The sequence below is a fragment of the Achromobacter sp. PD1 genome, from assembly GCF_048541815.1.
Classification (GTDB): Bacteria; Pseudomonadota; Gammaproteobacteria; order Burkholderiales; family Burkholderiaceae_B; genus Achromobacter; species Achromobacter bronchisepticus_A.
In genome coordinates this window covers 3,836,427-3,862,893 of the sequence record NZ_CP183349.1, presented here as the reverse complement: position 1 = coordinate 3,862,893, position 26,467 = coordinate 3,836,427, and the positions used below count along the sequence as shown (strand labels likewise).

28 protein-coding genes and 1 pseudogene are annotated in these 26,467 nt (G+C 63.3%); 17 read left to right on the top strand and 12 right to left on the bottom strand.

What is annotated here, in order from left to right; translation table 11 throughout:
- The first annotated feature begins 42 nt into the window (after positions 1 to 42).
- The 8 genes from ACM1PE_RS18265 to ACM1PE_RS18230 all read left to right on the top strand — a co-directional run bounded on the left by ACM1PE_RS18265 (position 43) and on the right by ACM1PE_RS18230 (position 6,823).
- Complete coding sequence (locus ACM1PE_RS18265; protein WP_023101679.1) at positions 43 to 813, top strand: DUF7011 domain-containing protein; 771 nt, start codon at positions 43 to 45, stop codon at positions 811 to 813.
- A gap of 111 nt (positions 814 to 924) precedes the next feature.
- A complete protein-coding gene (locus ACM1PE_RS18260) occupies positions 925 to 1,206 on the top strand; it encodes a helix-turn-helix transcriptional regulator (RefSeq protein WP_003107109.1) in 282 nt (93 codons plus the stop codon).
- 26 nt (positions 1,207 to 1,232) lie between these two features.
- The gene (locus tag ACM1PE_RS18255) at positions 1,233 to 2,090 is read left to right on the top strand and encodes a replication initiator protein A (RefSeq protein WP_023101678.1); all 858 of its coding nucleotides are present in this window, start codon (positions 1,233 to 1,235) and stop codon (positions 2,088 to 2,090) included.
- 253 nt (positions 2,091 to 2,343) lie between these two features.
- Complete coding sequence (gene parA, locus ACM1PE_RS18250) at positions 2,344 to 2,982, top strand: ParA family partition ATPase (RefSeq protein WP_023101677.1); 639 nt, start codon at positions 2,344 to 2,346, stop codon at positions 2,980 to 2,982.
- Positions 2,979 to 3,263 (top strand): hypothetical protein, encoded by a 285-nt coding sequence (locus ACM1PE_RS18245; protein ID WP_023101676.1) that lies wholly within the window; start codon positions 2,979 to 2,981, stop codon positions 3,261 to 3,263. The genes parA and ACM1PE_RS18245 overlap by 4 nt, the downstream gene beginning before the upstream one ends.
- Complete coding sequence (locus ACM1PE_RS18240) at positions 3,260 to 3,823, top strand: DUF2840 domain-containing protein (RefSeq protein ID WP_023101675.1); 564 nt, start codon at positions 3,260 to 3,262, stop codon at positions 3,821 to 3,823. Before ACM1PE_RS18245 ends, ACM1PE_RS18240 begins: the two co-directional genes overlap by 4 nt.
- Entirely contained in the window at positions 3,820 to 4,395 is a 576-nt protein-coding gene (locus ACM1PE_RS18235; RefSeq protein WP_023101674.1) for a S26 family signal peptidase, read from the top strand. Before ACM1PE_RS18240 ends, ACM1PE_RS18235 begins: the two co-directional genes overlap by 4 nt.
- A 424-nt stretch (positions 4,396 to 4,819) precedes the next feature.
- Positions 4,820 to 6,823 (top strand): relaxase/mobilization nuclease domain-containing protein, encoded by a 2,004-nt coding sequence (locus ACM1PE_RS18230; RefSeq protein ID WP_000132148.1) that lies wholly within the window; start codon positions 4,820 to 4,822, stop codon positions 6,821 to 6,823.
- A 66-nt stretch (positions 6,824 to 6,889) separates the two neighbouring features.
- On the opposite strand, the gene ACM1PE_RS18225 is transcribed toward ACM1PE_RS18230, so the two are convergent.
- From ACM1PE_RS18225 to ACM1PE_RS18185, 9 genes are all read right to left on the bottom strand, one after another.
- A complete protein-coding gene (locus ACM1PE_RS18225) occupies positions 6,890 to 7,489 on the bottom strand; it encodes an ABC-type transport auxiliary lipoprotein family protein (RefSeq protein ID WP_003124411.1) in 600 nt (199 codons plus the stop codon).
- A gap of 92 nt (positions 7,490 to 7,581) precedes the next feature.
- Positions 7,582 to 8,511: an MlaD family protein gene (locus ACM1PE_RS18220; protein ID WP_000433686.1), complete on the bottom strand. Its 930-nt coding sequence runs from the start codon at positions 8,509 to 8,511 to the stop codon at positions 7,582 to 7,584.
- Between the two features lie 91 nt (positions 8,512 to 8,602).
- Positions 8,603 to 9,424, bottom strand: coding sequence for an ABC transporter ATP-binding protein (locus ACM1PE_RS18215; protein ID WP_023093371.1), 822 nt, complete (start codon positions 9,422 to 9,424; stop codon positions 8,603 to 8,605).
- Entirely contained in the window at positions 9,421 to 10,578 is a 1,158-nt protein-coding gene (locus ACM1PE_RS18210; RefSeq protein ID WP_000063629.1) for an MlaE family ABC transporter permease, read from the bottom strand. Before ACM1PE_RS18210 ends, ACM1PE_RS18215 begins: the two co-directional genes overlap by 4 nt.
- Positions 10,575 to 11,195, bottom strand: a complete 621-nt coding sequence (locus ACM1PE_RS18205; protein ID WP_000837791.1) for a DUF3313 family protein — start codon at positions 11,193 to 11,195, stop codon at positions 10,575 to 10,577. Before ACM1PE_RS18205 ends, ACM1PE_RS18210 begins: the two co-directional genes overlap by 4 nt.
- 15 nt (positions 11,196 to 11,210) lie before the next feature.
- On the bottom strand, positions 11,211 to 11,558 hold the full coding sequence (locus tag ACM1PE_RS18200; RefSeq protein WP_038421338.1) for a DMT family transporter: 348 nt from the start codon (positions 11,556 to 11,558) through the stop codon (positions 11,211 to 11,213).
- An 80-nt stretch (positions 11,559 to 11,638) separates the two neighbouring features.
- A complete protein-coding gene (locus tag ACM1PE_RS18195) occupies positions 11,639 to 14,743 on the bottom strand; it encodes an efflux RND transporter permease subunit (RefSeq protein WP_003092293.1) in 3,105 nt (1,034 codons plus the stop codon).
- A gap of 24 nt (positions 14,744 to 14,767) precedes the next feature.
- Positions 14,768 to 15,799, bottom strand: coding sequence for an efflux RND transporter periplasmic adaptor subunit (locus tag ACM1PE_RS18190; protein ID WP_225984323.1), 1,032 nt, complete (start codon positions 15,797 to 15,799; stop codon positions 14,768 to 14,770).
- A gap of 131 nt (positions 15,800 to 15,930) precedes the next feature.
- Positions 15,931 to 16,572, bottom strand: a complete 642-nt coding sequence (locus tag ACM1PE_RS18185) for a TetR/AcrR family transcriptional regulator (RefSeq protein WP_024944154.1) — start codon at positions 16,570 to 16,572, stop codon at positions 15,931 to 15,933.
- 100 nt (positions 16,573 to 16,672) lie between these two features.
- On the opposite strand from ACM1PE_RS18185, the gene ACM1PE_RS18180 reads away from it, so the two are divergent.
- The 4 genes from ACM1PE_RS18180 (at position 16,673) to ACM1PE_RS18165 (ending at position 19,747) form a co-directional block, all read left to right on the top strand.
- Positions 16,673 to 18,076 (top strand): efflux transporter outer membrane subunit, encoded by a 1,404-nt coding sequence (locus tag ACM1PE_RS18180; protein WP_419340633.1) that lies wholly within the window; start codon positions 16,673 to 16,675, stop codon positions 18,074 to 18,076.
- A gap of 93 nt (positions 18,077 to 18,169) precedes the next feature.
- Positions 18,170 to 19,075 carry a LysR family transcriptional regulator gene (locus ACM1PE_RS18175; protein ID WP_000405670.1) on the top strand — a complete coding sequence of 302 codons (906 nt, stop codon included), beginning with the start codon at positions 18,170 to 18,172 and terminating at the stop codon, positions 19,073 to 19,075.
- 32 nt (positions 19,076 to 19,107) lie between these two features.
- On the top strand, positions 19,108 to 19,371 hold the full coding sequence (locus ACM1PE_RS18170; protein ID WP_000717310.1) for an EexN family lipoprotein: 264 nt from the start codon (positions 19,108 to 19,110) through the stop codon (positions 19,369 to 19,371).
- A 58-nt stretch (positions 19,372 to 19,429) separates the two neighbouring features.
- Complete coding sequence (locus tag ACM1PE_RS18165; RefSeq protein WP_000539741.1) at positions 19,430 to 19,747, top strand: DMT family transporter; 318 nt, start codon at positions 19,430 to 19,432, stop codon at positions 19,745 to 19,747.
- A gap of 228 nt (positions 19,748 to 19,975) precedes the next feature.
- On the opposite strand, the pseudogene ACM1PE_RS18160 reads toward ACM1PE_RS18165, so the two are convergent.
- From ACM1PE_RS18160 to ACM1PE_RS18150, 3 genes and pseudogenes are all read right to left on the bottom strand, one after another.
- Positions 19,976 to 20,155: pseudogene (locus ACM1PE_RS18160) on the bottom strand (integrase core domain-containing protein); the annotation flags it as partial.
- 101 nt (positions 20,156 to 20,256) lie between these two features.
- Complete coding sequence (locus tag ACM1PE_RS18155; RefSeq protein WP_000043569.1) at positions 20,257 to 20,787, bottom strand: hypothetical protein; 531 nt, start codon at positions 20,785 to 20,787, stop codon at positions 20,257 to 20,259.
- A gap of 281 nt (positions 20,788 to 21,068) precedes the next feature.
- Positions 21,069 to 21,974: a LysR family transcriptional regulator gene (locus tag ACM1PE_RS18150; RefSeq protein ID WP_023093368.1), complete on the bottom strand. Its 906-nt coding sequence runs from the start codon at positions 21,972 to 21,974 to the stop codon at positions 21,069 to 21,071.
- 305 nt (positions 21,975 to 22,279) lie between these two features.
- Here ACM1PE_RS18150 and ACM1PE_RS18145 point away from each other — a divergent pair, with 305 nt between their 5' ends.
- Genes ACM1PE_RS18145 through ACM1PE_RS18125 form a run of 5 tightly spaced genes read left to right on the top strand, consistent with a single transcriptional unit; the run spans position 22,280 to position 26,466 of the window.
- The gene (locus tag ACM1PE_RS18145; protein WP_001163195.1) at positions 22,280 to 24,277 is read left to right on the top strand and encodes a conjugal transfer protein TraG; all 1,998 of its coding nucleotides are present in this window, start codon (positions 22,280 to 22,282) and stop codon (positions 24,275 to 24,277) included.
- Positions 24,274 to 24,750, top strand: a complete 477-nt coding sequence (locus ACM1PE_RS18140) for a ribbon-helix-helix protein, CopG family (protein WP_000085131.1) — start codon at positions 24,274 to 24,276, stop codon at positions 24,748 to 24,750. The genes ACM1PE_RS18145 and ACM1PE_RS18140 overlap by 4 nt, the downstream gene beginning before the upstream one ends.
- Positions 24,747 to 25,817, top strand: a complete 1,071-nt coding sequence (trbB, locus tag ACM1PE_RS18135) for a P-type conjugative transfer ATPase TrbB (RefSeq protein ID WP_023093367.1) — start codon at positions 24,747 to 24,749, stop codon at positions 25,815 to 25,817. The genes ACM1PE_RS18140 and trbB overlap by 4 nt, the downstream gene beginning before the upstream one ends.
- Complete coding sequence (locus tag ACM1PE_RS18130) at positions 25,814 to 26,200, top strand: TrbC/VirB2 family protein (protein ID WP_000150010.1); 387 nt, start codon at positions 25,814 to 25,816, stop codon at positions 26,198 to 26,200. Before trbB ends, ACM1PE_RS18130 begins: the two co-directional genes overlap by 4 nt.
- The gene (locus ACM1PE_RS18125; protein WP_003092280.1) at positions 26,197 to 26,466 is read left to right on the top strand and encodes a VirB3 family type IV secretion system protein; all 270 of its coding nucleotides are present in this window, start codon (positions 26,197 to 26,199) and stop codon (positions 26,464 to 26,466) included. Before ACM1PE_RS18130 ends, ACM1PE_RS18125 begins: the two co-directional genes overlap by 4 nt.
- The last annotated feature ends 1 nt before the right edge of the window (position 26,467 follow it).

The window sequence follows — 26,467 nt, the reverse complement described above, 5'->3', positions numbered from 1 at the left end:
GGAAATCGTGGCGACGCATCCCAAGCACAGGGAGCTTTCGCCATGACTGATCGCAGCGCCGACCACTGGTATCCGACAGCCGCCTATCTCTACGTCCTGCACCTCGATGGCCCCGCGCTGGCCTGGGAATACCTGCGCAGGAATCCCGACTACCGCCGCGACTGGCTGCGCCGTCGCCGCCGACCGGACGCGGCGCAGGCTTGGAGCCTGCGCCTGTTGGAAAACCCAGCCCTGGATGCGCGCGAAGCGCATCCGGCCTGGTTCCCTGACCACGATGCCGTGGTGCAGCTCTATCCCGACGCCGACCCGCCACCCGAAGCCCATGCCTTCGAGTTCTGGCGCGTTCCTGGCCGCAAGCAACTGATCCACGATGGCAAGCGCCTGGTGCTGGTGGCGCATTGGCCCGGCTGCTGCCTGCGGCTCGCGCTCGCGCCGGGCCTGGAGGACGGTGTGGCCTACCTCTACGCCACTCGTGCCTGCGCCACGCCCTGCACGCGCTATCGCACGCTCGCGGCGGAACTCGACGCCCTGGCTGCCGCCACGGTTGCCGCGCCTGCGGCGGCGGCCCGTTCGCGGCCCACGCCTGCCGCACTGCTGGAGCTGCACACCTTGCAGGCGCTCGACGCGACCCTGGCGGGCGCGTCCTTGCGCGAAGTGGCCGAAGGGCTGTTCGGCGCCGATACCGTCGCGGGCGACTGGCACAAGGACGGCGCCTTGCGCGCCCGCGTGCGTCGGCTGGTGCGCCGTGGCGATGCGCTGATGCGCGGCGGCTATCGCCGCCTGGCACAGCTTCCGCCACTGCCGTTGCAGTAGGGGGGACGTTTCGCAGCCCCTGCAATTCGTCCCTTAGCAAGAAGCCTCGCTTTCTTGAAAGTGCCTTCATCCGGCTGCGTGGTGTGGCCGGGCTTGATGGAGGTTCATCCCATGCGACCAGCTCCCTTGCGGCCTGCCGCCACTGTCTCGACCGCTGCCGCGCAGCCGCAGCGTTACCTCACCAACGACGAAGCCGCCGAGTACCTGCGCTTGTCGCCGCGCACGCTGGAAAAGCAGCGCGTGATCGGCGGCGGCCCGCGCTTTCGCAAGTTCGGCCGGCGCGTCATGTACGCCGTGGCCGACCTCGACGCCTGGGCGGCCGACCGCAGCTTCGAGACGACTTCCGATCCCGAGTACGCCGAGCACCACTCGGCGGACAGCCGTGCGCGCTGATCGCTGGCGCGCGCCAGGCCACAGCCATGTCCATCTCCGCGCTGCCATTCCGGCAGCGGCCCCCGCAAGAACGCGAACAGCTCGACCTGTTCCGCGCCTTGCCGGGCGACATGGCACCGCGCGACAGCCAGGACTTGATGGCCTATCCGTTCTTCTCGCTCGCCAAGTCCAAGCGGGTCAAGCCCATCGACTTCCGGGCGGGCAACGTCACGATCCGCGTGGAAGGCACGCAGGAGCATGGCATCGCCACGATTTGGGATGCCGACGTGCTGATTTGGGCGGCCTCGCAGATCGTGGAGGCGAAGGATGCGGGCCTGCGGCCATCACGGCTGATCCGCGCGACGCCCTACGAGATCCTGCGCTTCGTCGGGCGCGGCAAGTCGCTGCGCGACTACCAGCGCCTCAAAGCGGCCTTGGATCGCCTGCAATCGACCACGGTGGCCACGTCCATCCGCGAGACAACCGGGCGGCGTTTGCACCGTTTCTCGTGGATCAACGAATGGAAGGAACTGGCCGATGCCAGCGGCACGCCGTTGGGCATCGAGCTGATCTTGCCGGACTGGTTCTATACGGGCGTGCTGAATGCGGCCCTGGTGCTGACCATCGACCCGGCGTATTTCCGGCTGACCGGCGGCATCGAGCGGTGGCTGTACCGCCTGGTGCGCAAGCACGGCGGCAAGCAGGCATACGGCTGGCAATTCGACTTCCGCTACCTGCACCAGAAATCCGGCAGCACCGCCAAGCCCTACGACTTCGCCTGCGACTTGCGCGCGCTCGTCGCGCGGCAGTCGCTGCCCGGCTACGTCCTGGGCATCGAGCGGATGCCGGACAGCGGCGCCGAGCTGCTGACCTTCCGGCCCGTGCCGCATACGGCACGGGGATAACTCCGGGAGAGCCTGTGAATAGTGTCGTGCTATCAGGCGTGCGGGGTATCGTGCTATCAGGCGTGGGACTATCGTGCTATCAGGCGTGCCAATCGGCCGCAAACCCGCGCCAGCACTGGGTTTGCGCGCCCTCTAACTTCCCTAACTTAATTTCTCTAACTTGTAGTAGGGAAACGCCGCTGCGGTGGACAACCGCCACGCGGCCACCAACGCAGCAGGAACAGCCAGGCTTTCCAACACGAAGGGCCAGGCCATGATCGTCGCGCTGCTCAACCAGAAAGGCGGCGTGGGCAAGACCACGCTCGCCACCCACATTGCCGGCGAACTGACAATGCGCGGCCAGCACGTCGTGCTGCTGGACGCCGACCCGCAGGGGTCATCGCTCGACTGGACACAGCGCAGAAGCCAGCAAGGCTTGCCACGGCTTTTCAGCGCCGTGGGCCTCGCACGCGAAACGCTGCATCAGGAAGCCCCGGAGCTGGCACGCCGCGCCGATCACGTTGTCATCGACGGCCCGCCGCGCATCGCCGCCTTGGCGCGCTCCGCGCTGCTGGCGGCCGAGCGCGTGCTGATCCCGGTGCAGCCCAGCCCCTACGACCTGTGGGCCAGCGCCGAGATGGTGGCGCTGATCCGCGAGGCGCAAGTCTTTCGGCCTGCGCTGCGCGCGGCCTTCGTCATCAACCGGCGTGTCAGTACCACCGTGATCGGGCGCGAAGCGCGCCAGGCGCTCGCCGATCAGCCGCTTCCTGCGCTGCGCGCGGAAGTGCATCAGCGCATCGTGTTCGCCGACAGCGTGGCCGCTGGCCGGCTTGCACGCGAGACGGCGCCGGACAGCGCCGCCGCGCGCGAAATCACCGCGCTCGTGGACGAACTGCTGCGGTGGACGACATGACCGCGAAGCCACCACCGAACAGCAAGCGCGCAGCAAAGCGCGTCGGCATCGGCGCGCGTCCACCTGCGAATCCGCACGCCGAGGCGTGGATTCGCCAGGGCGACGCCGACGCGCTGGGCAAGGGCGACCTCTACACGGCCCGCCTCACCCTCGACATCACGCCCGCCATGCGGGCGCGCATCAAGGTCTCTGCCTTCACGCAAGGCGTGACCGTGGCCGACCTGCTGCGCGGCCTGCTGGAACGGGAGTTTCCCGAGAACCGCAGGGAGAACACACCATGACTGCATCCACTGCACTAGCCGCCGCGCCTGCCGCTGTCGCGGCCACGGCCACGGCTGCGCCACAGCCATCATTCATCGCACCTTCCGGCCAGCCAGCCAGCGCGCCGCTGACGCGCGTGGCGCTGGCCTACATCGAGGCCCGTTTCAAGCTCTACCTGCGCTTCGGCGAACCCGCGCGCACGCACCAGCTCGACCGCTGGCGGCGCAGCGCGGTGTTCCTGCCGGGCGCGGTGTTCTGCCGCATCCGCTGGCAGGCCAACGACTACGGCACCGTGCGCTGGCAGCTCATGGTGATGCAAGCCTGCACGCCGCTGGACGCGGCGCAGCGCATCCCCGGCGTACAGCCGGGCGCGCGCCTGCTGCTGCACGCCGAGGGCGACGGGCAAGTGCGCGCCGTGCTGGAACGCATCGACGCCATCGAGGCGCTGGGCATCGCGCCCATCGCCGTCTCGCCTGCGTACTGGCGCACGCTCGCCAACCGGCTCGCCGCGCGCCTGCCGCTGCCCGAGTACACCGCCGAGCGGCACGCCGCCTGGTTAGCCGGGAGGGTGCTGCCATGACCGCCGTTTCCACTGGCGCCAACACCACTGGAAAGGCACCGCGTCCTCGCTCGCGCCTGCGCGCTCGCATCGTGCTCGCGGGCTTCGCCGCCTGCGGCCTCGCTGCGCTCGCCTGGGCGTCCTTCGTGCATCCGATGCCGCGCCTGATCTACAACCCGTCCGACAGCGTTCCGGTGGGCTGGTATCGCATCGCACCACCCGATGCGCCGCGCGTCGGCTCCATCGTGCTGACCACGCTGCCGCCAGACGCCGCCGCGCTGGCCGCGCAGCGCGGCTACCTGCCGGCGCGCGTGCCGTTGCTCAAGCGCGTGGGTGCCGTCGCGCCGCAGGAGGTGTGCATCGCTGGCGGCATCGTCCGCATCGACGGCGTGCCTTTGGCCGCCGCGCTGCTCGCCGACCGCTGGGGCCGCCCGCTGCCATCCTGGCAGCAGTGCCGCCGCCTTGAACCCGGCGAGCTTTTCCTGTTGAGCGTGACCAACACGTCGTCGTTCGACAGCCGGTATTTCGGGCCGGTTGCCGCATCCGCCGTGATCGGCGTCGCGCACCCGGTCTGGCTGGAGAAGCGCCCATGATCGCCGCCGATTCGCTGCGCATCATCGTGCTATCAGGCGTGTCGATCCTGTGGTGTTCCGCGTGTCATCGCGCGTGCAGTGCGAGCGCATCCGCGCCGCGCTTCGCGCCGCCTTCCCATGTGCAGGCGTCTTGCCTCGAACGCTGCCGGCCTGCGGCCGTCGCCGCGTTCGCCGGCGCGCTGGCTGCTCGCGCAGCAGCGCCGCCGGGCCGCCGCTGCCCGGAGCGCCAGCGAGGGGCAAAGGCGGAAGGCAAGACAAAAGGGTTCGGCACTCTGCCGCCCGCAAAGCCAGTCTGCACGTGGGGGTGGCGCGGCACGGCGCGGCTTCGCCGCCGTGCCGCGTGGGGCGCGAGGCACGCGCCGATGCAGGCATGTCCGCGTGCTTCGCACGCTCGGACACGCCGGAGCTTGCAGGGAGCACAGCCATGACCGACCGCGGCGACCATGATTTCTGGGTGCGCCCTGGCGCGCCGAAGAACCGAGGCAAAGGCCAGGGCCAGAGCTTCGTTTCCAAGGTGCTCAAGCAGGCTGGCAAGGCCAGCGGCGGCAAGTCGGCGGTGCGCCGTCCTACCGCTGGCGGGAGCGGCCAGCACGCCGGCCAGCGGCCCGGCTCACGGCTTGGACGCGGCCATACGGCGGCGCGCTTCGCAGGCGCAAAGCTGACCCCTATGTCACGGCGCGTGACCATCAAGACGCTGCTGGTCAACCAGCGCAACGCCAGTCCGCAGTCGCTCGCCAAGCACCTGCGCTACATCGAGCGCGACGGTGCCGGCCGGAACGGCGAGCCGGGCCGTGCCTACGGGCCGCAGACCGACGAAGCCGACCTCGATGCCTTCAAGGAACGCTGCCAGGACGACCGACATCATTTCCGCTTCATCGTCTCACCTGAAGACAGTGCGGAGCTGGACGACCTGCGCACCTACACCCGGCACCTGATGAACCGGATGGAGGCCGACCTGGGGACGCGGCTGGATTGGGTGGCGGTCGATCACTGGAACACCGACAACCCGCACACGCACCTGATCGTGCGCGGACGCGACGATACCGGCAAAGACCTCATCATCGCGGGCGACTACATCGCCCACGGCTTCCGCCATCGCGCCGCCGAGCTGGCGACGGAATGGCTGGGGCCGCGCACCGAACTGGAGATCCAGCAGACCTTGCAGCGCGAGGTGGAGCAAGAGCGGTGGACGAGCCTCGACCGCACGTTGCAGCGCGAGGCCGGCGAGGATGGCCGGGTGCAGATCGAACGCTTCAACGAACCCCGGCTGCAACGCCAGCGCCTGCTGCTGATCGGCCGCCTGCAACACTTGCAGCGCCTGGGCCTGGCCGACGAGGTGCAGCCCGGCACCTGGGCCGTCCATGCGGACGCGGAGAAGACCTTGCGTGCCCTGGGCGAGCGTGGCGACATCATCCGAACGATGCAGCGGGCCATGAGCGGCAAGCCTCGCGAGCTGGCGGTGTTCGAGCCGGGCGACGACGGCCGCACTATCGTCGGTCGCGTGGCTGCTAAGGGTCTGGCCGACGAGCTGCACGACCGCGGCTATCTGGTCATCGACGGGTTGGACGGCAAAGCCCACTACGTCGCGTTGGACGCCCGCGACGAGCTGGCGAACTATCCCATCGGCGCGGTGGTGGAGGTACGCGGTTCCGCCGAGGTGCGGGCGGCCGACAAGAACATCGCCACGCTGGCGAGCAATGGCCTGTACCGCACCGATCACCACCTGGCGATCGAGCAAGGCCGAGCCAAGCCCGGCCGCGACCCGCAAGAGGCTGTGGCGGCCCATATCCGCCGGCTGGAAGCCCTACGGCGGGCCGGCATCGTGGAGCGCGTGGCCGAGGGGTTATGGAAGGTGCCGGACGACTTGGCCGAGCGTGGCCGCCAGTACGACGCGCAGCGGCTGGGCGGCGTGGCGGTCGAACTGAAATCGCATCTGCCGATTGAACGGCAGGCCCGCGTCATCGGCGCGACCTGGCTGGATCAGCAGTTGATCGGCGGCGGCAAGGGACTGGGCGACCTGGGCTTTGGCGGCGATGCTAGGCAAGCCTTGCAGCAGCGCGCCGACTTCCTCGAAGAACAGGGGCTGGCCCAGCGGCGCGGGCAGCGGCTGATTCTCTCCCGGAATCTGCTGGAAACGCTGCGCAATCGGGAGCTGGCGCAGGCCGCCCAGCACATTGCCGCCGATAGCGGATTGGAGCATCGGCACGTCACAGACGGGCAGCGCGTAGCCGGCATCTACCGGCGCTCGGTCATGCTCGCCAGCGGTCGCTATGCGCTGCTCGATGACGGCATGGGATTCAGTCTGGTGCCTTGGCGGCCGATAATCGAGCCACGACTGGGGCAGCAGATCGCCGCGACTGTACGCGGCGGCGGTGTGTCATGGGAGGTTGGACGGCAAAGAGGTCCTGGGATTGGATCGGGGCCGTAGGCTGTCGTACCGAGTTAAGGTGTCGAGCAGCGTTTTGGCCCTAGCTTCTGTGCTCCGTTAAGACGACTAGTCTGTGCTTATCGACGACGCTGTGGGTGCATGGTTGCTTGCCAATTCCGGTGCAACTCGCAAACGCGCTGCCCCGACCTGAACTGCCCATTCAACGATCTGCCCGGCCAATATATCCGTGGCGACACCGAACGCGCTCACCACATCGGCCTCTCGCTTGCTGCCTGTGGCTTGGATTGCTTCGAAGCGTCTACTGGCAATAGCAGTCCGTTTGGCCGGATCGACCAGTTGCACATCGAGCCGAACCGCGGCGATCGCTTCAGTGCCGCGGTATTCGAGCTGGAACGCCCGCAGCGTACTGCGCAACTCCATATCGGCGCTCATTGGGGTGCTATCGGTAATCACGGAAGTCGACCGCCCATCGCGCATGAAGGCTTCGACGATTCGGTCACGCAGCAGCACCGGTGCGGGGTCGGCCCAACGCACTCCTTGCCAAGCCGACAAGCGACCATCGGGCTGCGCAATGAACAGCCGCTCCGAATCCAGGACGCGACTACTCTCAGGGGCGTAGACGCGCAGCGCCCCGGGTCCCGGAACGGCGCGCGGCGTACTCTCCGCCTGGGCGATGTGATAGTCGGGCAATTTGTAGGTGACCATTGGAGCTGCTTTGGGAAGCACACTGCACGCGGACAAGCCGAGTACTAGCGTCATAGTCACGGCAGCGACGGGAATCATCCTGGCGGAAGTGTTCACGGCTTGGTTTCCTCAATGTTCTCTCCACCGAGCAGGTATTGCGCCGGATTGCGATCCAGTCGGCGCAGCACGGTGTTTAGATTGGCCAGCGCCTGCTGGAGTTCGTGCATGGCAGGACCTGTGGCGGCCAAGCCCTGGTTCAGCGATTCCTGATTGTTTTGCAGTAGCGTCTCAACCCTGAAAGCGGCGCGTTCGAGGGATGCCGTTGCATCACGCGTGTTCACCATGATTTGCTTACCATCGTTATTTAGTAGCAGGTTGGCATCGCGAAGAGTGCTATTTGCTTGGCGCACGGCAGCTGTCGATTCTCTGCTTGCTTCGGTCAGATTGCTGATTAACGTCGCGATCTCGGCCCTCTGGTCAGCGACCGCGCCCGTGGTCTGTTCAAGATTCACCAGACTGCGGTGCACAAGAGCCAAATTCTCCTTCGACAGTAACTCCTGCGTGCGCAGCAAGATGCCGTTGAGTGTCGTCATGCTGTTCCCCTCACCGGAGACCAGGGATGCCATCGCCGAACGTGGTGCGAGGATCAACGGTTCCTCGTCCTCTCTCCGATCCAGCAATGGCACGTTTGGCCCACCGTCGCTCAACTCGATCACCGCGTTGCCGGTAATTCCCGTGATGACCAATTCAGCGCGGGTATCCTGCCGGACCGGGATGGTGGCATTGATGCGTACGCGCGCTATCGCCCGCCTTGGGTCTCGCGGTGAAAGAGAAAGTGCAACGACTTCGCCAATCGTGATTCCGCTGTACTGAACCTGGCTGCCGGGCGTAAGCCCGGTCACTGGCTCATCGAACATAATCCGGTAATACTGGTAATCGTGGTCGGAACGTGTGTCGCTGAGCCAAAGCGCGAAGCCAATACCAATCGCACCGAGCAGCACGACGAACAGACCAATGAATACATGATGGGCACGTGGTTCCATGATCAGACCACCTCGTTCTCAGAGTTTAAATATTGCGTGCGCCCAGCCCAATGCGTGCGCGACGGAAGAATGATGCAGATGCGGAGGGGTTTCATGGCTGCGTCTCTTGGCTGGAAGCACCAGTGGCCTGTGCGGCCGCACGGCCACGGGGGCCGTGAAAGTATTCCTGTATCCACGGGTGCTTGAAGCGCTCGACTGCCTCGATGCCGTCGTTGATGAGTACCTTCTGGTTCGCCAGGACCGCGACACGGTCGCATATGGTGTACAGCGTATCGAGGTCGTGGGTTACCAGAAACACCGTGAGGCCCAGTGCATTGCGCAGGGTCAGAATCAATTGGTCGAAAGATGCAGCCCCGATTGGATCCAGTCCTGCGGTGGGTTCGTCAAGAAACAGGATGTTCGCATCAAGCGCCAAGGCTCTCGCCAGTGCTGCTCGTTTCACCATGCCTCCGGACAACGAGGCCGGATACTTGTCTCCCGCTCCGGCAGGCAACCCCACCAAGCCCAGCTTGCTTCTTGCCAAACGCTCGGCAAGAGGCCGCGCCAGACCGACATGCTCGATCAAAGGAAGAGCGACGTTCTCCAAGACGGTCAGCGATGAATACAACGCGCCCTTCTGGAACAGAATGCCGAACCTTCGCTCCATACGCGCGCGCGCAAGCCATTGGGCTCGCAGTAGGTCGCGCCCCCCGATACGGACCACGCCCGAATGCGGCTTCTGCAGCCCGACGACGCTACGCAAGAGCACGGATTTCCCGGTGCCTGACCCTCCCACCACGCCAAGGATTTCCCCGCGCCGCACGTCCAGGTCTAGGTCCTGATGGACCTGCTGGGTTCCAAACCTGTTGTCCAGGCCGCGCACTTCAATAGCGTGTCGCACACCGTTGTCGGTGTCTTGCTTCACCGCGCTCACCAGCCCATCTCCATGAAGAACAGTGCAGCGATGGCGTCTATCAGGATCACCATGAAGATTGATTGCACGACACTAGACGTCGTGTGGTCGCCTACCGACTCAGCGCTACCGGCGACCTTGAACCCTTCATGGCAGCCGATAGCGGCGATCATCACCGCGAAGAGCGGGGACTTGCTCATTCCGACAAGAAAATGGCGCACCTCGATTTTTTCCTGCACGATGGCAAGGAACTGTGCGGGAGGAATTTCCAAGCTCAGTGCGCATACGGTGGCGCCGCCCGCAATGCCAGCCAAGATGCCTACTAAGGTGAGCAGTGGCAAGGACACAAGAAGCGCCAGCACGCGTGGCAGCACCAGTAACTCGATGGGGTCGAGCGCGTTGGAGCGAAGCGCATCGATCTCTTCATTTGCCTTCATCGAACCGATTTGGGCGGTGTACGCGCTTGCGGTACGGCCTGCAATCAATATGGCCGGGAGCAGCACTCCGAACTCGCGCATGAACGAGAAGGCGACCAGATGCACCGAGAAGATGCTCGCACCGAAGTTGGCCAGCACCGTTGCTCCCAGGAACGCCACCACCATTCCTACCATGAAGCTCAGTAGCGCCACGATGGGAATGGCGTCCACCGCTGATCGCTGGATTTGAGCGATCACCGAGGTCGCGCGCCAGCGACGCGGGTGACGAACGGTACGGCTCCATGTTTCGATGATCTGGCCCACGAACCCGGCCAGACCAAGACACGCACGACAGCCCTGTTCCAAGGTCAGGCCTATGCGTCCCAGACCGCGGAGCAGAGGATTCCCGCTCACCGCTGCTTTCTCCGTCTTCTGCTGATCGGTAGCAGCGGCGGCCAGCGCTCTCATTAGGGCGAGGCGATCCGAGGACAGATTTGGAGCTGCCTCCGGCCGGTCGAGTATCGAGTCTGGCCCGAGAATTTCCACCAGCAGAGCCGCGCCGGCGGTGTCCAGTCTCTGGACTTGCGTCCAGTCGAGTAAGGGAGTGGCGTACCCCTCGGCATGACTGATGCGGGCGGCGGACACGGATTTTGCCAGACTGGCGTAGTGCTCTATCGTCCAGTCGCCACCCGCCAGCCATTTGTGATCACCGCCGACCATGGCATCCTGCCGGAGCCAAGCCTGTGAAGCGTTGCTCATGGCTGCGTGTCCCGCCAAGCGCTGTCGATGCGCTCGATGCAGTTCGTGATCGCCGCTTTGGCATGACCCAGCAATGTGTACGAACCGGCGAACTCTTTAATGACGTTGCCGCGCTCGAAGCAACTGGCGGCAGCAACCCGGCGTCCCGTCCTTAAATCGACTGCTTCGAACTCTAGGCTGGCACCACCCGTCGTCACGGGTCCAACCAGCAGGGTCGTCATTGCATTGACTGCCCGATTCGGTGTCTGCAGTTCGGTGACCGCTACACGCACCCGAACCTGTCCCGCGCCACCTGGGGGGGCGGGACTTTTGCCTTCCTGGCGTTTCAGTTCGCTCGTCACATGGTCTAGCACTTCGCGCTGCTGCGCGTCATCGAGCCCATCGATGCGACCCGAGGCGGTCTTGATCTGCGCTTCTTCCACCACGACAGCGGCATAACGCTTGGGCTCGAATCCCGCTGCGCGGTACATCAGTACGTTCTCGTATCGTGTCGGCGATAACTTCTCGTAGTCGCCGAGAAATCCGGAGCGCGTCATGCTGTTGGTCGCGCATCCAGAGAGCGCGCCTGCTACGCAAAAAAAGATGCCGCCGCGGATCAATGCAGTTTTGCTCTTCATAATGGGTCTCCTTGATCAAACGAAACTAAGACAGGCAATGCCTGCTGCGATGAGGGCGGTGCCAGACCAGCGCGTTACCGATGCGACATCGCCTAGTAGGAGGGCGCCGACGCCCAAGTTTCCAAGTAGCCCGATTCCTGCCCAGGCTGCAGAGGCCGCGCTGATCGGAATCCGCTTGAGCGCGAACCACAAAAGTGCGCCGCTGGCCGCCATGCACGTCACTGCCACACAGAGGCCGACCCAGCGCATCGGACCGCCCGCCGTGATGGCCCGCAGGCCCAGTGGATAGCCCGCTCCTAGAACCCCTGCGGCAATGACAATCGACCAGGATTTCCAGATCAGCGGATGGGTGCTGAATCGCATAAGCCTAGCGAGACATACGCATGAAGCGTGGGTGCATACGAATTCTGAGAATGCGCAGCACGCGGCGGCTCGCAAGAGACTCATGAGCGATCTCCATGCGCGGTGGCGACACTCAGGTTCCACGGCCCAATTCGCTTGATTCCAAACAGGACTTCGTAAAGCAGCGGAATCAAGCCCAACGTCACCAGCGTTCCGAGTGCCAGCCCACCGATCATCGCGATCGCCATCCCTTTCCATAATGGTCCGGAGAAGAGCATGAGTGGCACCAGTCCCGAAATGCAGGTGACCTTGGTCATCACGATTGGACGAAGCCGTTGTATCGCGGCCCCAACCAAGGCTTCATGGCGTGGCAGGCCTTCCGCTAGCCCCTGGTCGATGCGTTCCAGCAAGAGCACGGCGTTGTTGACAATGATCCCGAACAGGGCCAGTACGCCGAAGGTCGCCATGAAGCTGAAAGGTGTGCCGGTCAGCTTCAGAGCCAATACCACGCCGATAAGCGTGAAAGGGATCGTCGCGAGGATCACACCGAGCTTGCGGAAAGAATTGAACTGCCATACGAACAGCATCAGCATCGCCAGAAATGCGAGGGGCATGTAGGTCGACAGCGCGGCGTTCGATTCGGCGGCTTCCTCGATCTCGCCGCCAAGTTCAACCGAGTAGCCCGCGGGCAGGTCCAGGGCAGCGACGCTAGGCGCCAGGCGGTTGATGATCTCCTGGGCGGTGTAAGAGGTGTTCTGTCCTTGCACGGTGATCGTGCGGATGAGATTGCGCCGTTGGATGACCGAGGGCTCGCTCGCGAGCGATACGTCTGCGACCTGAGCCAGCGTCACCGCTGGACCGCCGTTGGTGGGATAGATGAGCGTCGCGCCTACGTCTGCCGTGCTGCGACGCTCGCTTACGATACTGCGCAGGACGATCGGGACGGAGGTGTCACCGTCGCGAATAACCGAGATCGATCTGCCGCTGTAGCGGACATCCAGCCCGCCAGCGATGTCTTCAGTCGTCACGCCCGCCCGACGCGCGCGGTCCTGGTCGACCCGTACGTCGATGCGGCCAACGCGCGTATCCCAATCGTTCTTGACGTTGATGGTGCCGGGCAGCTTGCGCAGCGCTGCTTCGATTTTGGACGCGGCCCCCAACAATACCTCCTCATCCGGACCGCTGACGCGATAAATGGCAGTCCCTGACTCGGTCGCACCGAGCGAGAAACGCTTGGGCTCGGCGCGCACGTCGCCATGTGCTTGCGCAAAGTAGCTGCGGGTGCGGGCGAGGACGGCGTCGATGTCGCTCTTCGGCTTCAATGTGACAACGAAGTACGCGATGTTCGATGCCGGCAGTGGTGGATTCAGGCTAAGGATGAAGCGCGGGCCACCATCGGCGACGTAGCCGATGTGATCGGAGACTTCTGGATTGATGTTCGTGTCGCCCAGCCAACCACTGATCTGCTTCACGCGGGCGAGCGTTTCGCGCGAGTCGGTACCGGGGGCGAGCTGCACCGGAATCTGGAACTGAAGCCGGTCGGACTTGGGCATGAAATCGTACGGCAGGGTGGTGAAGCCATACAGCGCAATGGCAAGCGCCGCGATCATCGACGCTACATAGACCGCCTTATGGTGGAGCACCCACTCCAGTACGCGCCGGTAGCCACGGTAGAAGCGGGTGTCATAGGCGTCGCCCTGCTCCTGCTTGTGATGGGGTTTGGCGAAGTGGTAGCACAATAGGGGCGTGACAGTCAGGCACAGCAGCCACGAAGCGAACAACGTCAGTGCCAGCACGACCACGAGATTGTGCAGATACTCGCTCGTGGCGTTCTGGCCAAAAAAGAACGGCGAGAACACGATCACGATCACGAGCGAGGACGTGAGCAGCGGAATGGCGAGCGTGCGGCCCGCCTCGAGGCAGGCATGCTTACGATCTTCGCCACCGGCCAGGCGGCGTTCGATGTCTTCGGCAATCACAATGCCGTTGTCCACCAACAAGCCGAGCGCAATGATGATGGCGCCCATCGAGACGTTCTGAAGCTCGATGTTCATCGCGCGCATGACGATGAGTGCACTGAGGATCGTCAACGGCACGATCATGCCCACGATGATCCCGGTGCGCCAACCGAGAAATAGCACGACGACACCGAGGACGACGATGATCGTCTCCATCATGACGTGGTTCATTTTGCCCATCTCGTGCTTGACGACATCGGCCTGGAAAGTGACGTATGACAGATCGAAACCCGCCGGCAGCAGCTTCTCCTGGTCTGCAACCCGTGCTTTGAGCGCTTTTCCGAACTGCTCCACGTTCTGACCGGAGGCCATCGAAACCGCCATGACGACAGCGGGCTGGCCTTTGTAGATGGCAGCAGATTCCGGCGGATCGGCTGGCCGCACACTCACCTGCGCCAGTTCACCCAATGCGATCGTCGGCACGGGCGCCGTACTACTTTGCGGTCGTGGCAGCGCGATCGGCATTGCTCGCAGGGAGGGAGCGTCACGCACTTCGCCACTGACCGCCAAGGTTGCATTGATGCCGCCGACAACAATTTGTCCACCCGAAGCGACGACGTTCTGTTTGACGAGTTGGTCGATCACCCCCTGTGGTGTCAGCTCCAATCGCGCGAGCCTAGGCCGATCGAATTCGAGATAGACGCGCTCTTCCTGCAGGCCGTAGAAAGTGATGCGCTCAATACCAGGCACGGTGTACAGGCGGTCGCGCATCTGCTTGAGCGCGACGCGCATCTCGCTCATGGAGTAACCTGGTGCAGTGACCGCAATCGAGGCAACCGCGACGCGGCCGAAGTCTTCGTCGACGAAAGGCCCCATCGTGCTCTGTGGTAAGGCATCCTTCGAATCGGCGACCTTGGCCCGGACGCGCTGCCAGATCGGTGCCAAGTCGGTGTAGCGGTCCCAGATCGTGACCTGGATCATGGCGCTGCCTGCGCGCACGGTGCTCGTCACGCGCTTGACCTCTGCCAGTTCGCGCAAGCGCTCCTCGATCGGCCGGGCAATGAGTTGCTCAACGCGTTCGGCGGGCAGCCCCGGGTTCAACGCCGTGACCATCGCATCGCGGACCGTGACAGTCGGCTCCTCCTGAGAAGGAAAATTCAGGAAGGTCGCGATGCCGGCGACGAAAATGATGAGCGCTACAAAGTAGGTAAGTCGACTGGCGCGCAGCGCCATCTCGGTGATCTTCATGATGAAGTAACCTGGTGGATCGCGTTAGCGCTTGGTCAATTGAGTGGTGGCTTCCAGTGGTGTCACTGGCTGTCCATCGGTGAGCCATCCTCCTCCGGCGGCAACCACCGTCTCGCCGGGCTTGAGTCCAGCGAGGACGCGCGCGCTGTCTCCTTCCTGTACCGGCGTGAAGCGCACCGCGCGACGGTGCACCTTCTTATCTTCAGGGGTGTAGACGAAGACGGAAGCCTCGCCCGGCTTCGTGCCGAGCACCAGCGAGGCATAAGGTATGGATACAGTCTCGGGCCGAGAGGTCTTGGAGGTTGCCGCAGGTGCGTCGAGCACGACCTGTACGGGAATACCTGGCCGAAGTGCGCGCGCTTGCGCGTTATCTTCAGGCACTAGCACCACGGGTAGGAGCGAGCCATTTTCGGCGCGCAGACCGACACGACGTACCACCGCTCGGATTGGTTGTTCGGCTCCGCTCCAGCTCAGTTCTGCGCGTTGGCCGACATCTATGTGAGGTGCCTGTGTAGTAGACGCGTTCGCGATGATCTCAGTGCCACTGCGCACGCCGTCGACCTGAAATACCGGCGCACCAGCAGCAATGTCGGTGAACGCCAAAGCCAGCTTTTCCGCCACGACACCATCGAAAGGAGCGACGATCATCGTGCCACGTTGTGCTCGTTCGGCCAGGCCAAGCGCCGCCTTGGCAGTGCGCGCTTGACCCTCTGCGACCGCTAGCTGCGCCTTCGCGCTCTCGAACGCAGCAGGGGAGATGACTTCGCTTTCGAGCAACCGGCGCTGTTGATCTGTCTGTACACGTCGATCCATCAGGCCGGCTTCGGCGGCCGCCAGGGATGCTTGCGCTTGTGTCACGCGAAGCCGGTCAGGTTGCGCATCAAGTTCTGCCAGGACTTGGCCGCGGGAGAACCGTTCACCCACGTCGACGTTCAACTTGGCGATCCGTCCTCCTGTTTCAAATCCTAGGATGCTGCGCTCGGTTGCTCGCGCCGAGCCAGTCAATTCGATGCGAGAGCTATGCGGGAGATCCGACTGCGCGGCGGCGAGCTTCACTGCGCGCGGAGGCTCGGATACGGTGGATTGCGAGTTTCCGCACCCTGAGAGCAGAGTCGAAATGGATAGTGTGCAAGCAACCGCCAAGGAGCGCGGTGCGCACGCGGTCATGACACCGCTACGGACGCGACTCATGTGCGTCCTTTTGCCGGGACAAGTTCGAGATGGCCCGAGGCGAGATCCTGGAGCGCCCGAAAGAAATGCCGCCGCTCTGCGGGTGCGAGTATTGGCAAACCCAGAAGATCGGCGAACAGGGCGCCATCCAATGCCAGCATGATGAGTGCCGCGGTCTCGGTGCCACGCGGGGATCGACGCACGCGTTCGTACTGCACGCGGTAACACTCGCGCAGTGGGTCGAGAAGTGTTGGATCTTCCGCAGCTGCCGCGAGCAGCGCTGCGCCCATCTTCTGCATCTCGTCGTCGGGCATCGCTTCCACCTGGCTCGACAGCCAGGGGTCCGGATCTCCGGCAAACCTGCGCTCGTGATTGGCTTGTACCGCGTCGAACGCCCGGATCATCTCGTCGATCAGTGTCACGAACAAATCGCGTTTGGTCTTGAAGTGATAGAGAAACGCCCCTTTGCTCAACCCGGCCCGCACAACGACGGCGTCCAGTGTCAAGCGACTGGCACCTTCCTCCAGCACCAGTTCGCGGGCGGCCTGCAGGATGCGGTCGCGAGTTCGCTGGGCTCCTTGCTGGAGGCCGGGCTGCGCATCGGCGCTGCTATGGGCAGTGGACGGGGGGGGCAACTTTGTTTTCGCGCGGGGCGGCATGGTCGTGCTCCAAAAAAGCTTGAGTCATATACAGTCCAGACGGTATAGTAGAAGCCATACAACAGTCCGTCAAGACTTTTTCGGAGCGCAAGGAGCTGCCATGTCTCAAATTCTTGAACGCTATCGCCTCATTGCCATGATTTCTCCGCTACTGCTTCTTGCGGCCTGCAGCCATGCCCCGCACTCTGCCGATCCACCTCGCCTGGATGTACCGGCCCATTTCTCAAATGAAGAGGGAGGTGAAGGCATCTTGGACAAATCGTCCCGCCGTACTCTTCCCGTCGATTGGTGGACGGCCTACGGCGATCCGCACCTCAATGCCTTGGTCCGGGCGGCGCTGGAGCGCAATACCGAACTGACGATTGCGCGAGCGCGCGTGGACGAGGCATCGGCCGCCACGCGGCGAGCACGGGCCTCCCTGCTCCCCTCGTTGTCCGCGGGCACGCAGGCAACTCGAGGACGCGACTATTCAGAGAACGTTGCAATCGGCAATGATGGCCGCGCCACGTTGTCCGCATCGTGGGAGGCAGACCTGTCGGGACGGCTTTCGCAGGCAGCAGAAGGTGCGCGCCTGGATGCGGTGGCAGCCGAACAAGCGTGGGTTGCCACGCGGTGGCAGGTCGCGTTTGAAACAGTGTCGGCGGCTGTGCAGCAGCGCCAAGCCAGTGAGCTCGAAGCGCTAGCCGCGGCGCGGCTGGCATCCGCAGAACGACTCGTCTTGCTGATGCAACGGAAGTTCGAGGCCGGACAAGCTACCGGCTTCGACATCGAGCGTACCCGCGCCGGCGTCGTCGCACTGCGCGTGGAGCAAGAGCAACTGCGGCGTGCGCGCGGCGAGGCGACGCATGCACTCGATGTACTAGTGGGACAAACGCCCGGAGCGCCTGCAGCTTCCCCAACTCTTGCGTCGCTCGCCGTCCCGGACTGGACACCGACACGCATACCTGCGGACCTGCTGAGTGAGCGGCCCGACGTGCGCGCCGCCGAAGCGAAGTTCGCCGCCGAAACCGCGCGCTGGAACGCAGCCGAAGGCGAACGCTTCCCCAGGCTGGTGTTGGACCTGAGCGGCGGACGGCAGCGCGTAGAGGGTGTGGGAACCCGCATCACTGGAAACATTTTTTCACTTGGGGCCGGGGTGTCGTTGCCGATCTTCGATGGTGGCGCGATCCGTGCCGGCATCGAGACCGGAGAGGCGCGCAGCCGAGCTGCCCGTGCGGAGTTCGAGCGCACTTTGTTGAGTGCTTTGCAGGACGTAGAGAACGCATATCTCGGTTGGCATACGCAGCACGCAGCACTGGAGCATCAGGCCGAGGGTGTCGCAGTCGCGGAGCGTCAGCTCGATCGCAGCCGACGTCTGTTCGAGGCGGGACAAGTGGACGCCACGGTGGTGGCCGAGGCTGAGGCCGGGGTGCTGTCAGCGCAGGCTTCGCTGATCCGCACGCGGGCCGAGACAGCCATGCAATGGGGCGTCCTGGCAAAAGCATTATCCGGCTCTCCTGTTTGATCGCAGAAACATGCTGGAGCAGCTTGCGAAGGCTAGCTAAATAGCGTGACGCAAGGCGAAGGTGGTGAGGCCTGAGTGATGAGGAATGCGAACATGGAAATTCGACACCTGCGCTACTTTCTGGCGGTGGCAGAGGAGCTGCACTTTGCCCGAGCCGCAGAGCGCCTCCACATAGAGACATCGCCGCTGTCGCGCGCCATCAAGGAACTTGAGGAAGAGTTGGGCGTAGCGCTATTTGCGAGAACCACTCGGAGCACCCGCTTGACTCGTGCGGGCAGGCTCTTCTTTGAGAGCGTGCCGCGTGTCTTCGCAGCTTTGCAGCAGGCGCGCGACAGTGTGAACGCCGCAGCCAATGGCTTTCATTGCCAGCTCCGTATTGCATTGTCTGATGGAATCACGCCATCGCGCCTGCCTGCGTTGTTGGCGCTCTGCCGGCAGGAAGAGCCGGAAGTGGAAGTTCGCTTCTTCGAGGTGCCTTTGGCACAGCAAATCAAGGGATTGTGTGGCGAACTGTACGATCTCGGCTTCGCTCAATCGGATGAAGTCGGCGAAGGCATCATCGCCGTGCCGGTGTGGAGTGACCCTCTGATGGTAGCTGTGCCCGCACGGCACCCCTTGCTATCCCACAAACAGATTCCCCTAGAAGAGCTGTTGCGGTATCCGCTGGTGCTCTGCGACGCGGTGGCGTGTGAGGGCCATGCTCGGCAAGTTGAACGGGTGCTACGTCGCGTGGACATAGAGCCACTGATTGCCGAACGCGTGACTTCCAGCGATCTAATGATGGTCCTGGTTTCGGCGGGACTTGCACTAGGCCTCACAGGAGGCGCGCATATCACAGCCAGCAGGGAACAGGGGGTGGTCGCACGGCCGCTGACTGGACGTTCGCCAATGCTCACGACCTATCTACTACGGCCGGCCAGCGAGCCGTCAGAAATGCTGACTCGCTTCATGGAACGCGTTCATTCGATCAAATCTCCAGATGCCAAAGGTCGGCGGTAAACCATCACACAATCTCCCAAAGAAAATTAACCATGAAGAAGATTGCTCTCATATTGCTTTCCTCGACATTGGCAGCCTGCAGCCCATCTGGGAAACCAGATAAAGCCAACCTTCCGACAGTCGATGAATTAGCGCTCAATCCTGAGCGTCTGAAAGAGTTGCGCAAGCAATGCAAGTTGGATCGACCAATGCTGGGCGACCAACTATGTAACCGGGTTGCCGAGGCTACGCGAAAGCGCTTTTACGAAGATGGCGATGTGCCCCACACCACGCCTAAAGAGCCGCCGAAGTTCTAAGCTGGTGGTCATGCCGGAGTATGTATGCCGGATATGAAAAATTTGAAGGAGAATCGCAATGGGTTGGATCTATCTTGTTTTGGCTGGATTGTTTGAAATCGGATGGCCGGTCGGGCTGAAAATGGCGCAAGAGCCAACATCGCGTTGGAGTGGGGTCGCAGTAGCCGTCTCTTTCATGACAATTAGCGGCGCCTTCCTATGGCTTGCTCAGCGTCAGATACCGATTGGGACTGCTTATGCGGTGTGGACGGGTATCGGAGCGGCGGGAACTTTCTTAGTCGGAATTCATTTCTATGGCGACCCAACCTCCCTGATGCGATACCTTGGCGTGGCGTTGATCATCCTGGGCGTTATCACGCTCAAGTTATCGAGTTGATCGCTAGCTCCATTGGTAGCGTAGTCGCTAGGCGACCCAGCTCCCAGAGTGGATCGGGCGCTGGGAACTCGTACGGTCACCTCCTCTCTCTAGTCGCTATGTGACGAGCTTGCCGGCGCCTCGGGAGAGTTCGAGCCAGTGCGCGTAAGGCGGTGGGAGCACCCATTCCGGGTGGCTCCACCTTCAGTGCCTGCGCCAAGGTGACCTGAGTACGAACTTTGTAGCCAGTCAGGCAGTGAGTTCGGAGGGGATGCTATCGGATTGGATCCAGTTGCGCCGGATCGTCGCCGGCGGTTTGTAAGCATGCGCGCTATGCGGCCGCTGCTCGTTGTAGAACTGTCGCCAACGTTCGATCAGCACCTTCGCTTCGGTCCGACTGCGGAACCATTCGCGGTTGAGCAGTTCGTCGCCCATCGTTGCCTGCGAAGTCAGGACCAGCAGAATCCTGAGGGGAGTTCTCATCATGGTTTTCTCCGTTCAGACGCTTGGGATCAAGCGGCCGGAGACCACTACGCCTGCTTGGCTTTGCGCGCTGCCTCGACCAAGCTGTCGAGCCAGTCCTGATGGCCGTTGATCATCGGGTTGGGTTTGGCGTTGTGCAGCTCCTCGGCCGGTTTGCCCTTCTGAGTTTCCTGCGTGAGGATGCGCACGCGCCTGCCGTCCAGGTTCTCAACCAGCCAGGCGTGATGCACATCCAGGCGCGTATCTGTGCCTTCCTCGCCGGACCAGCCGTGCCAGGCCACGCGGCCGGGTTGCCCATCCGCAGGTGGCACGTATTCGTTGCACTGCCCCTCTACCGGGAAGCCGAAGGTCTCGAAGTAAAACCGATCGCCGTCGGCCAGTACCGGGCCTTTGCCGTCATGAAAGCACACGTTAGCCGAGTTGGCGTAGTAGCTTGGCCACAGCGATGGTGTGACGAGTAGAGGCCATACGTCGGCCGCGCTCAAGCCGGCGGCGATGATCTCATTGGAGGCGAAATTCTCAGTAAAGCCCGGCGTGTAGCCTTCGGGCCAGAGGATGGCGTTCTGTTGCTTGCTCATATCGAAGCTCCTTCACAAAATGTCGATGACGCAACAGGGGTGGCTGCGTCATTCAAGTGGTCATGGAGCAAATCATGAGCCTCCATCTGCAATAAGTGAAATCCTAAGTTTCTATTTTTGATATCATAAAATATGATATCAAGGCCTAGGTTCTGCCATCCACCGACTAGGCTATCTCGCAGCGGCGCTACGAAAGGGCGCGTCTCCAATTGAGCCGACTGATTGCTTATTTGTAGTGCGAGGTAGAGTTGTGCTGAGCATGACGATAGGAGCGATCTTGCCTACTTGTTGTTAGCACAGGAAGTGAACAGCAGTGCTCGTATCCAGCGATGTGCTGGATCGTGATGGGTGCGTTCGTGCCAAGCAGCCGTCTTGGTGAACCCCGGTATCTTCACCGGCGGCAGGGAGATAGCCAGCTTGTCCATACCGGCGACCAAGCGGCTCGGCAAGATCGCAACCATGTCACTGGCACGCAGGATGTCTGGCAAGATCAGAAAGCTCTTGACCGACAGTGTGACGCTGCGTCGTTTGCCCAACTGTTCTAGCGCATCGTCGGTGACGCCGCGGAAACCTCCACCATCGTAGGAAACAAGCGCATGGTCGAGAGCACAGAACTGTTTAACGGTCAGCTTGCGCCCCATAGCCGCAGGATGGTCTTCCCGCAGGACACACACATAGTGTTCCTTGAACAGCTCTCGGGCATGCAGATTTGGCGGAGTGATCTCTGGCGTCAGGAGGGCTAAATCGATCTGACCGCGCTCAAGCTGGTTCTGTAGCTGCCCGCTCTCGACTGGCACTAATGAGACTCGTACACGCGGTGCGTGCCGTTTAAGTGCCGATAGAAATGGGACAGCAACGGCACGCAGCGCATAGTCCGTCGCGGCGATGGAGAAGGTCAGTTGTGCGGTGGCCGGATTGAAGGAAGGTGGCTGGAGCAGCGCGTCGATTTCGGCGAGCACCTGCTTGACAGGCATCCCTAGATCCAGCGCCCGCTGCGTTGGAACGATACCCCGCTGCGAGCGCGCGAAAAGCGGGTCACCGAAGCTCTCGCGCAACCGCGTCAGCATGCCACTCAAGGCCGGCTGGGTTAGTCCCAGACGGGCCGCCGCCCGTGTCACATTGCGTTCGTCTAACAATGCGTCCAGCGCCTTGAGCAAGTTGAGATCCATACTCTTGATATTTTTCATTTTTATTCCAATCTTAAATATCATCGTTTTTCATGATATCTAAATATTGCCTATGAGTGGAAGCAAGGCCCATTGACGGCTTTTTTTGGGTAACTTGCTTGGAACTCTGTATGCGCCGCAGTGCGCTTTCGCTTGCGGCGCTTTTCTTTGACTCGCCACCGCGCTCATTCTTTCTTTTCCCTCGACCATTGTGCTGCGAACGGTCTTTGACCGGCACTAGCCCAGAACCGATCCTGACGCCTGCGACACCCCCTGTGCAACGCTTTCAATGAGACACCAGCGCAGGAGAAATCGGAGGACAGGTCATGCAAGGGACGAACGTTCTGTTCGGCCAGATCGCTGTGGTAATCGGCATCGTGATCGCCGGCGTCTGGGGCGCCACACAATGGACAGCAGCGACCCTTGGCTATCAAGTACGCCTCGGATCGCCCTGGTTCGATCTTCTAGGTGTACCGGTTTATCACCCGTGGCGCTTGTTCGAATGGTGGTTCTTCTTTGATGCCTACGCGCCGCACGTCTTCGACACAGGCGGTGCGATTGCGGGTGGTAGCGGTTTGTTCGCTTTACTCGTCGCCATCGCCATGTCGGTATGGCGTTCTCGGCAGTCGCGGCTGGTTACGACTTATGGTTCGGCACGCTGGGCCGATGCCGTCGACATCCGCAAAGCTGGACTGACCCTCCCGGCGGGCGTCTTCCTCGGCCAACACGACGACCAATACCTCCGACATGAGGGGCCGGAACATGTCCTGAGCTTCGCACCCACGCGCTCGGGCAAGGGCGTGGGCTTGGTGGTGCCTACGTTGCTTTCGTGGCCGGCGTCCGCCGTCATTCACGACATTAAGGGAGAGAACTGGAAGATCACGGCGGGCTGGCGTTCGCGCTTTTCGCACTGCCTGCTTTTCAACCCCACCGATAGGCAGTCGGCCGCCTACAACCCGCTGCTTGAAGTCCGGCGCGGCGCACATGAAGTGCGCGACGTGCAGAACATCGCCGACATTCTGGTTGACCCTGAAGGTGCGTTAGAGAAGCGCAATCATTGGGAGAAGACCAGCCACGCGCTACTGGTCGGTGCAATCTTGCATGTTCTGTACGCAGGCGAGGACAAGACGCTGCGCGGCGTCGCCAACTTCCTCAGCGACCCGGCGTGTCCGTTCGAGCTGACGCTGCACCGGATGATGACGACGAAGCACCTGGGCGATGCGCCTCACCCGGTTGTCGCATCCGCTGCCCGCGAAGTGCTCAACAAGTCGGACAACGAGCGATCGGGCGTGCTCTCCACCGCCATGTCGTTTCTCGGCCTGTACCGCGACCCGACCGTGGCCGAAGTCACATCGCGCTGCGATTGGCGCATCGCCGACCTGATTTCCGCCGAGCACCCGGTATCGCTCTATCTGGTGGTGCCGCCCTCCGACATAAGCCGCACCAAGCCGCTGATCCGGCTCATCTTGAACCAGATCGGGCGGCGGCTGACCGAATCGCTCGACGGCAGCGATGGCATCGCGCGCCGGCACAAGCTGCTGCTGATGCTGGACGAGTTTCCGGCGCTGGGTCGCCTCGATTTTTTCGAGTCCGCGCTTGCCTTCATGGCCGGCTACGGCATCCGCAGCTTTCTCATCGCTCAAAGCCTGAACCAGATCGACAAGGCGTATGGGCAGAACCATTCCATCCTCGACAACTGCCATGTCCGGGTGACTTTCGCCACCAACGACGAAAGGACGGCGAAAAGGATTTCCGAAACCCTCGGCACCGCCACCGAGCTTCGCGCGCAGCGCAACTACGCGGGCCACCGCCTCGCTCCGTGGCTGGGGCACCTGATGGTGTCGCGTCAGGAAACTGCACGTCCGCTGCTGACGCCCGGCGAGGTGATGCAGCTTCCACCTGAGGACGCCGTAGTCATGGTGTCCAGCGTTGCCCCGATCCGCGCGAAGAAGCTGCGTTACTACGTCGACGCCAATTTCAAGGATCGCGTCCTGCCACCGCCCGTGCTCGCAGTCGGGAGGTACGCCGACGCGCCGCCAGCCCGCCCCGACGACTGGAGCGGCTTGGCGATCCCGGCCGTACCTACGGCGCCGACCTCGGTATCCGCCGATGGTCCGGGCGGCACCGATGACGGCGGCCCGCGCCGCCAGCTCGAACTCTCCGAAACCGTCGCCTACGAGCCCGAGTTGGACGCGTGTGCGAACGACCTGGAGCTGCTCGATGACGACGACCTGGCGCTCCCGCTTCCCGGCCAGCTCGACCCGGCCATGCAGCGCACGGCCCGGCTGGCTTCTCTCGACCCCAACGACGGAATCGACCTATGAGCCAATACCGCCTCAATCTTTTCATCCAGCCCGAGCACGCCAAGCGCCTGGATGAACTTGCCGCCAAGAAAGGCGTGTCCAAGTCCTCCATCGTCGCAGCGGCCTTGGCGTCCTGGCTGTCACCCGATGCGGGCGACCAGCGTGAGGCCGCCATTGCCAAGCGGCTGGATCGACTGTCGCGGCAGACCGAACGCATGGAGCGCGACCAGAACATCCAGATCGAAACGCTGGCGCTGTTCATCCGCTATTTCTTGACCATCAGCACGCCGGTGCCAGAAGCCCACAAGGACGCGGCCCGCGCCCAGGGCAAAGCGCGCTTCGAGCAGTTCGTCGAGCAGTTGGGTCGCCACCTGCTGCGTGGCCGCAGTCTGGTGCGCGACGTGGTGGAGGAACTGCACCCCGATCCGATGCGGATGGATGACGCAGCAGCGATGGCGTCCGCCGATGAGCGAGCTGCAGAGCGTGCGTCATGAGTGCCGTTCCGCAGATTCCGCCTGAATCTCGCTCATCCGCCGCGGCGTCCCAGGATCGCCGCATCCAGATGCTGCGCACGGCGATGGGGCCGCTGATCGCCGCTGCGCTCGAAGATCCGGATGTTGTGGAAATCATGCTCAACCCCGATCGCACCCTGTGGGTGGATCGGCTGTCGTCGGGTCGCTCGCCGCTGGGCGTGGAGATGCCCGAGGCCGATGGTGAACGCATCATCCGCCTGGTCGCCGCGCATGTCGGCGCGGAGGTGCATCGCGGCCAGCCGCTCTTGACCGCCGAGTTGCCGGAAACCGGCGAGCGTTTCGAGGGCATCCTGCCTCCGGCCGCCCCGGGGCCAGCCTTCGCGCTACGCAAGCGGGCCGTGAGCATCATCGGCCTGGATCGCTACGTGGCCGACGGCATCCTGACCGCCGGGCAGGCCGAGTTCCTGCGCCGCGCCGTGCGCGAGCGGCAGAACATCCTGATCGCCGGCGGCACCAGCACCGGCAAGACCACGCTGGCGAACGCGCTGCTGGCCGAGATCGCCGCCACAGGCGACCGCGTGCTGGTGCTCGAAGACACCATCGAGCTGCAATGCGCGGCCCGCGACCATGTGCCGCTGCGCACCCGCGCCGGCGTCGTCACAATGACCGAGCTGGTGCGGGCCACGATGCGCCTGCGGCCTGACCGCGTGATCGTCGGCGAAGTGCGTGGCGGCGAAGCCCTGGACTTGGTGAAGGTCTGGGGCACCGGCCACCCCGGCGGCATTGCCACCATCCATGCCGGCTCCGCCTTGGGCGCACTGCTGCGTCTGGAGCAACTGATCCTCGAAGTGGCAGTGAATCCGCCCCGCGCCCTGATCGCCGAGGCGGTCAACGTGGTGATTCACATCGCAGGCCGTGGCCGCAAACGTCACGTCGAAACCATCTCCCGTGTCGTCGGCTTCGACGGTGCGGGCTATCGCCTGACAGATGCGCTGGAAACGCCGTTTCCCGAGCTGCCGCCGGTTCCTCTTGCAGCCGCTGCCGCTGCGCCTTCCTCGACCCCTGACCAACCTGGAGAACTGCCATGACGCACGTTGATGCTTTCCGTCTTTCCGTAAATCCTATTTCTCGCCTGTCCAGCATGGCGCGGCTGCGCCACCTGGCCCGTCCCGCAGGGCAAGGGCTGCTGCTGGCCGCGCTGATGCTGTTGCTGGCGGGCACGGCGCAGGCCGCCGGTTCCTCGATGCCGTGGGAAGGGCCGCTGACCTCCATCCTCGAATCCATCCAAGGGCCAGTCGCCCGGATCGTGGCGGTGATCATCATCATCTCGACGGGGCTTGCGCTGGCGTTCGGTGATACCAGCGGCGGCTTTCGCAAGCTGATCCAGATCGTGTTCGGCCTGTCCATCGCGTTCGCCGCGTCCTCGTTCTTCCTGTCGTTCTTCAGCTTCTCCGGAGGGGCCGTCGTATGAGTAAGGCCACCGATCTTCCGGGCTTTGAAGTGCCGCTGCATCGCTCGCTGACCGAGCCGATCCTGCTGGGCGGTGCGCCGCGCACCGTGGCGATTGCCAACGGCACGCTAGCCGCCGCCGTCGGGCTGGGCCTGCAACTGTGGATTCCCGGCGTGGTGCTCTGGATCGTCGGCCACTCGCTGGCCGTATGGGGTGCGCGCGTCGATCCGCAGTTCATGCAGGTCTTCGCGCGGCATATCAAACACCGCCCGCTTCTGGACGTGTGAG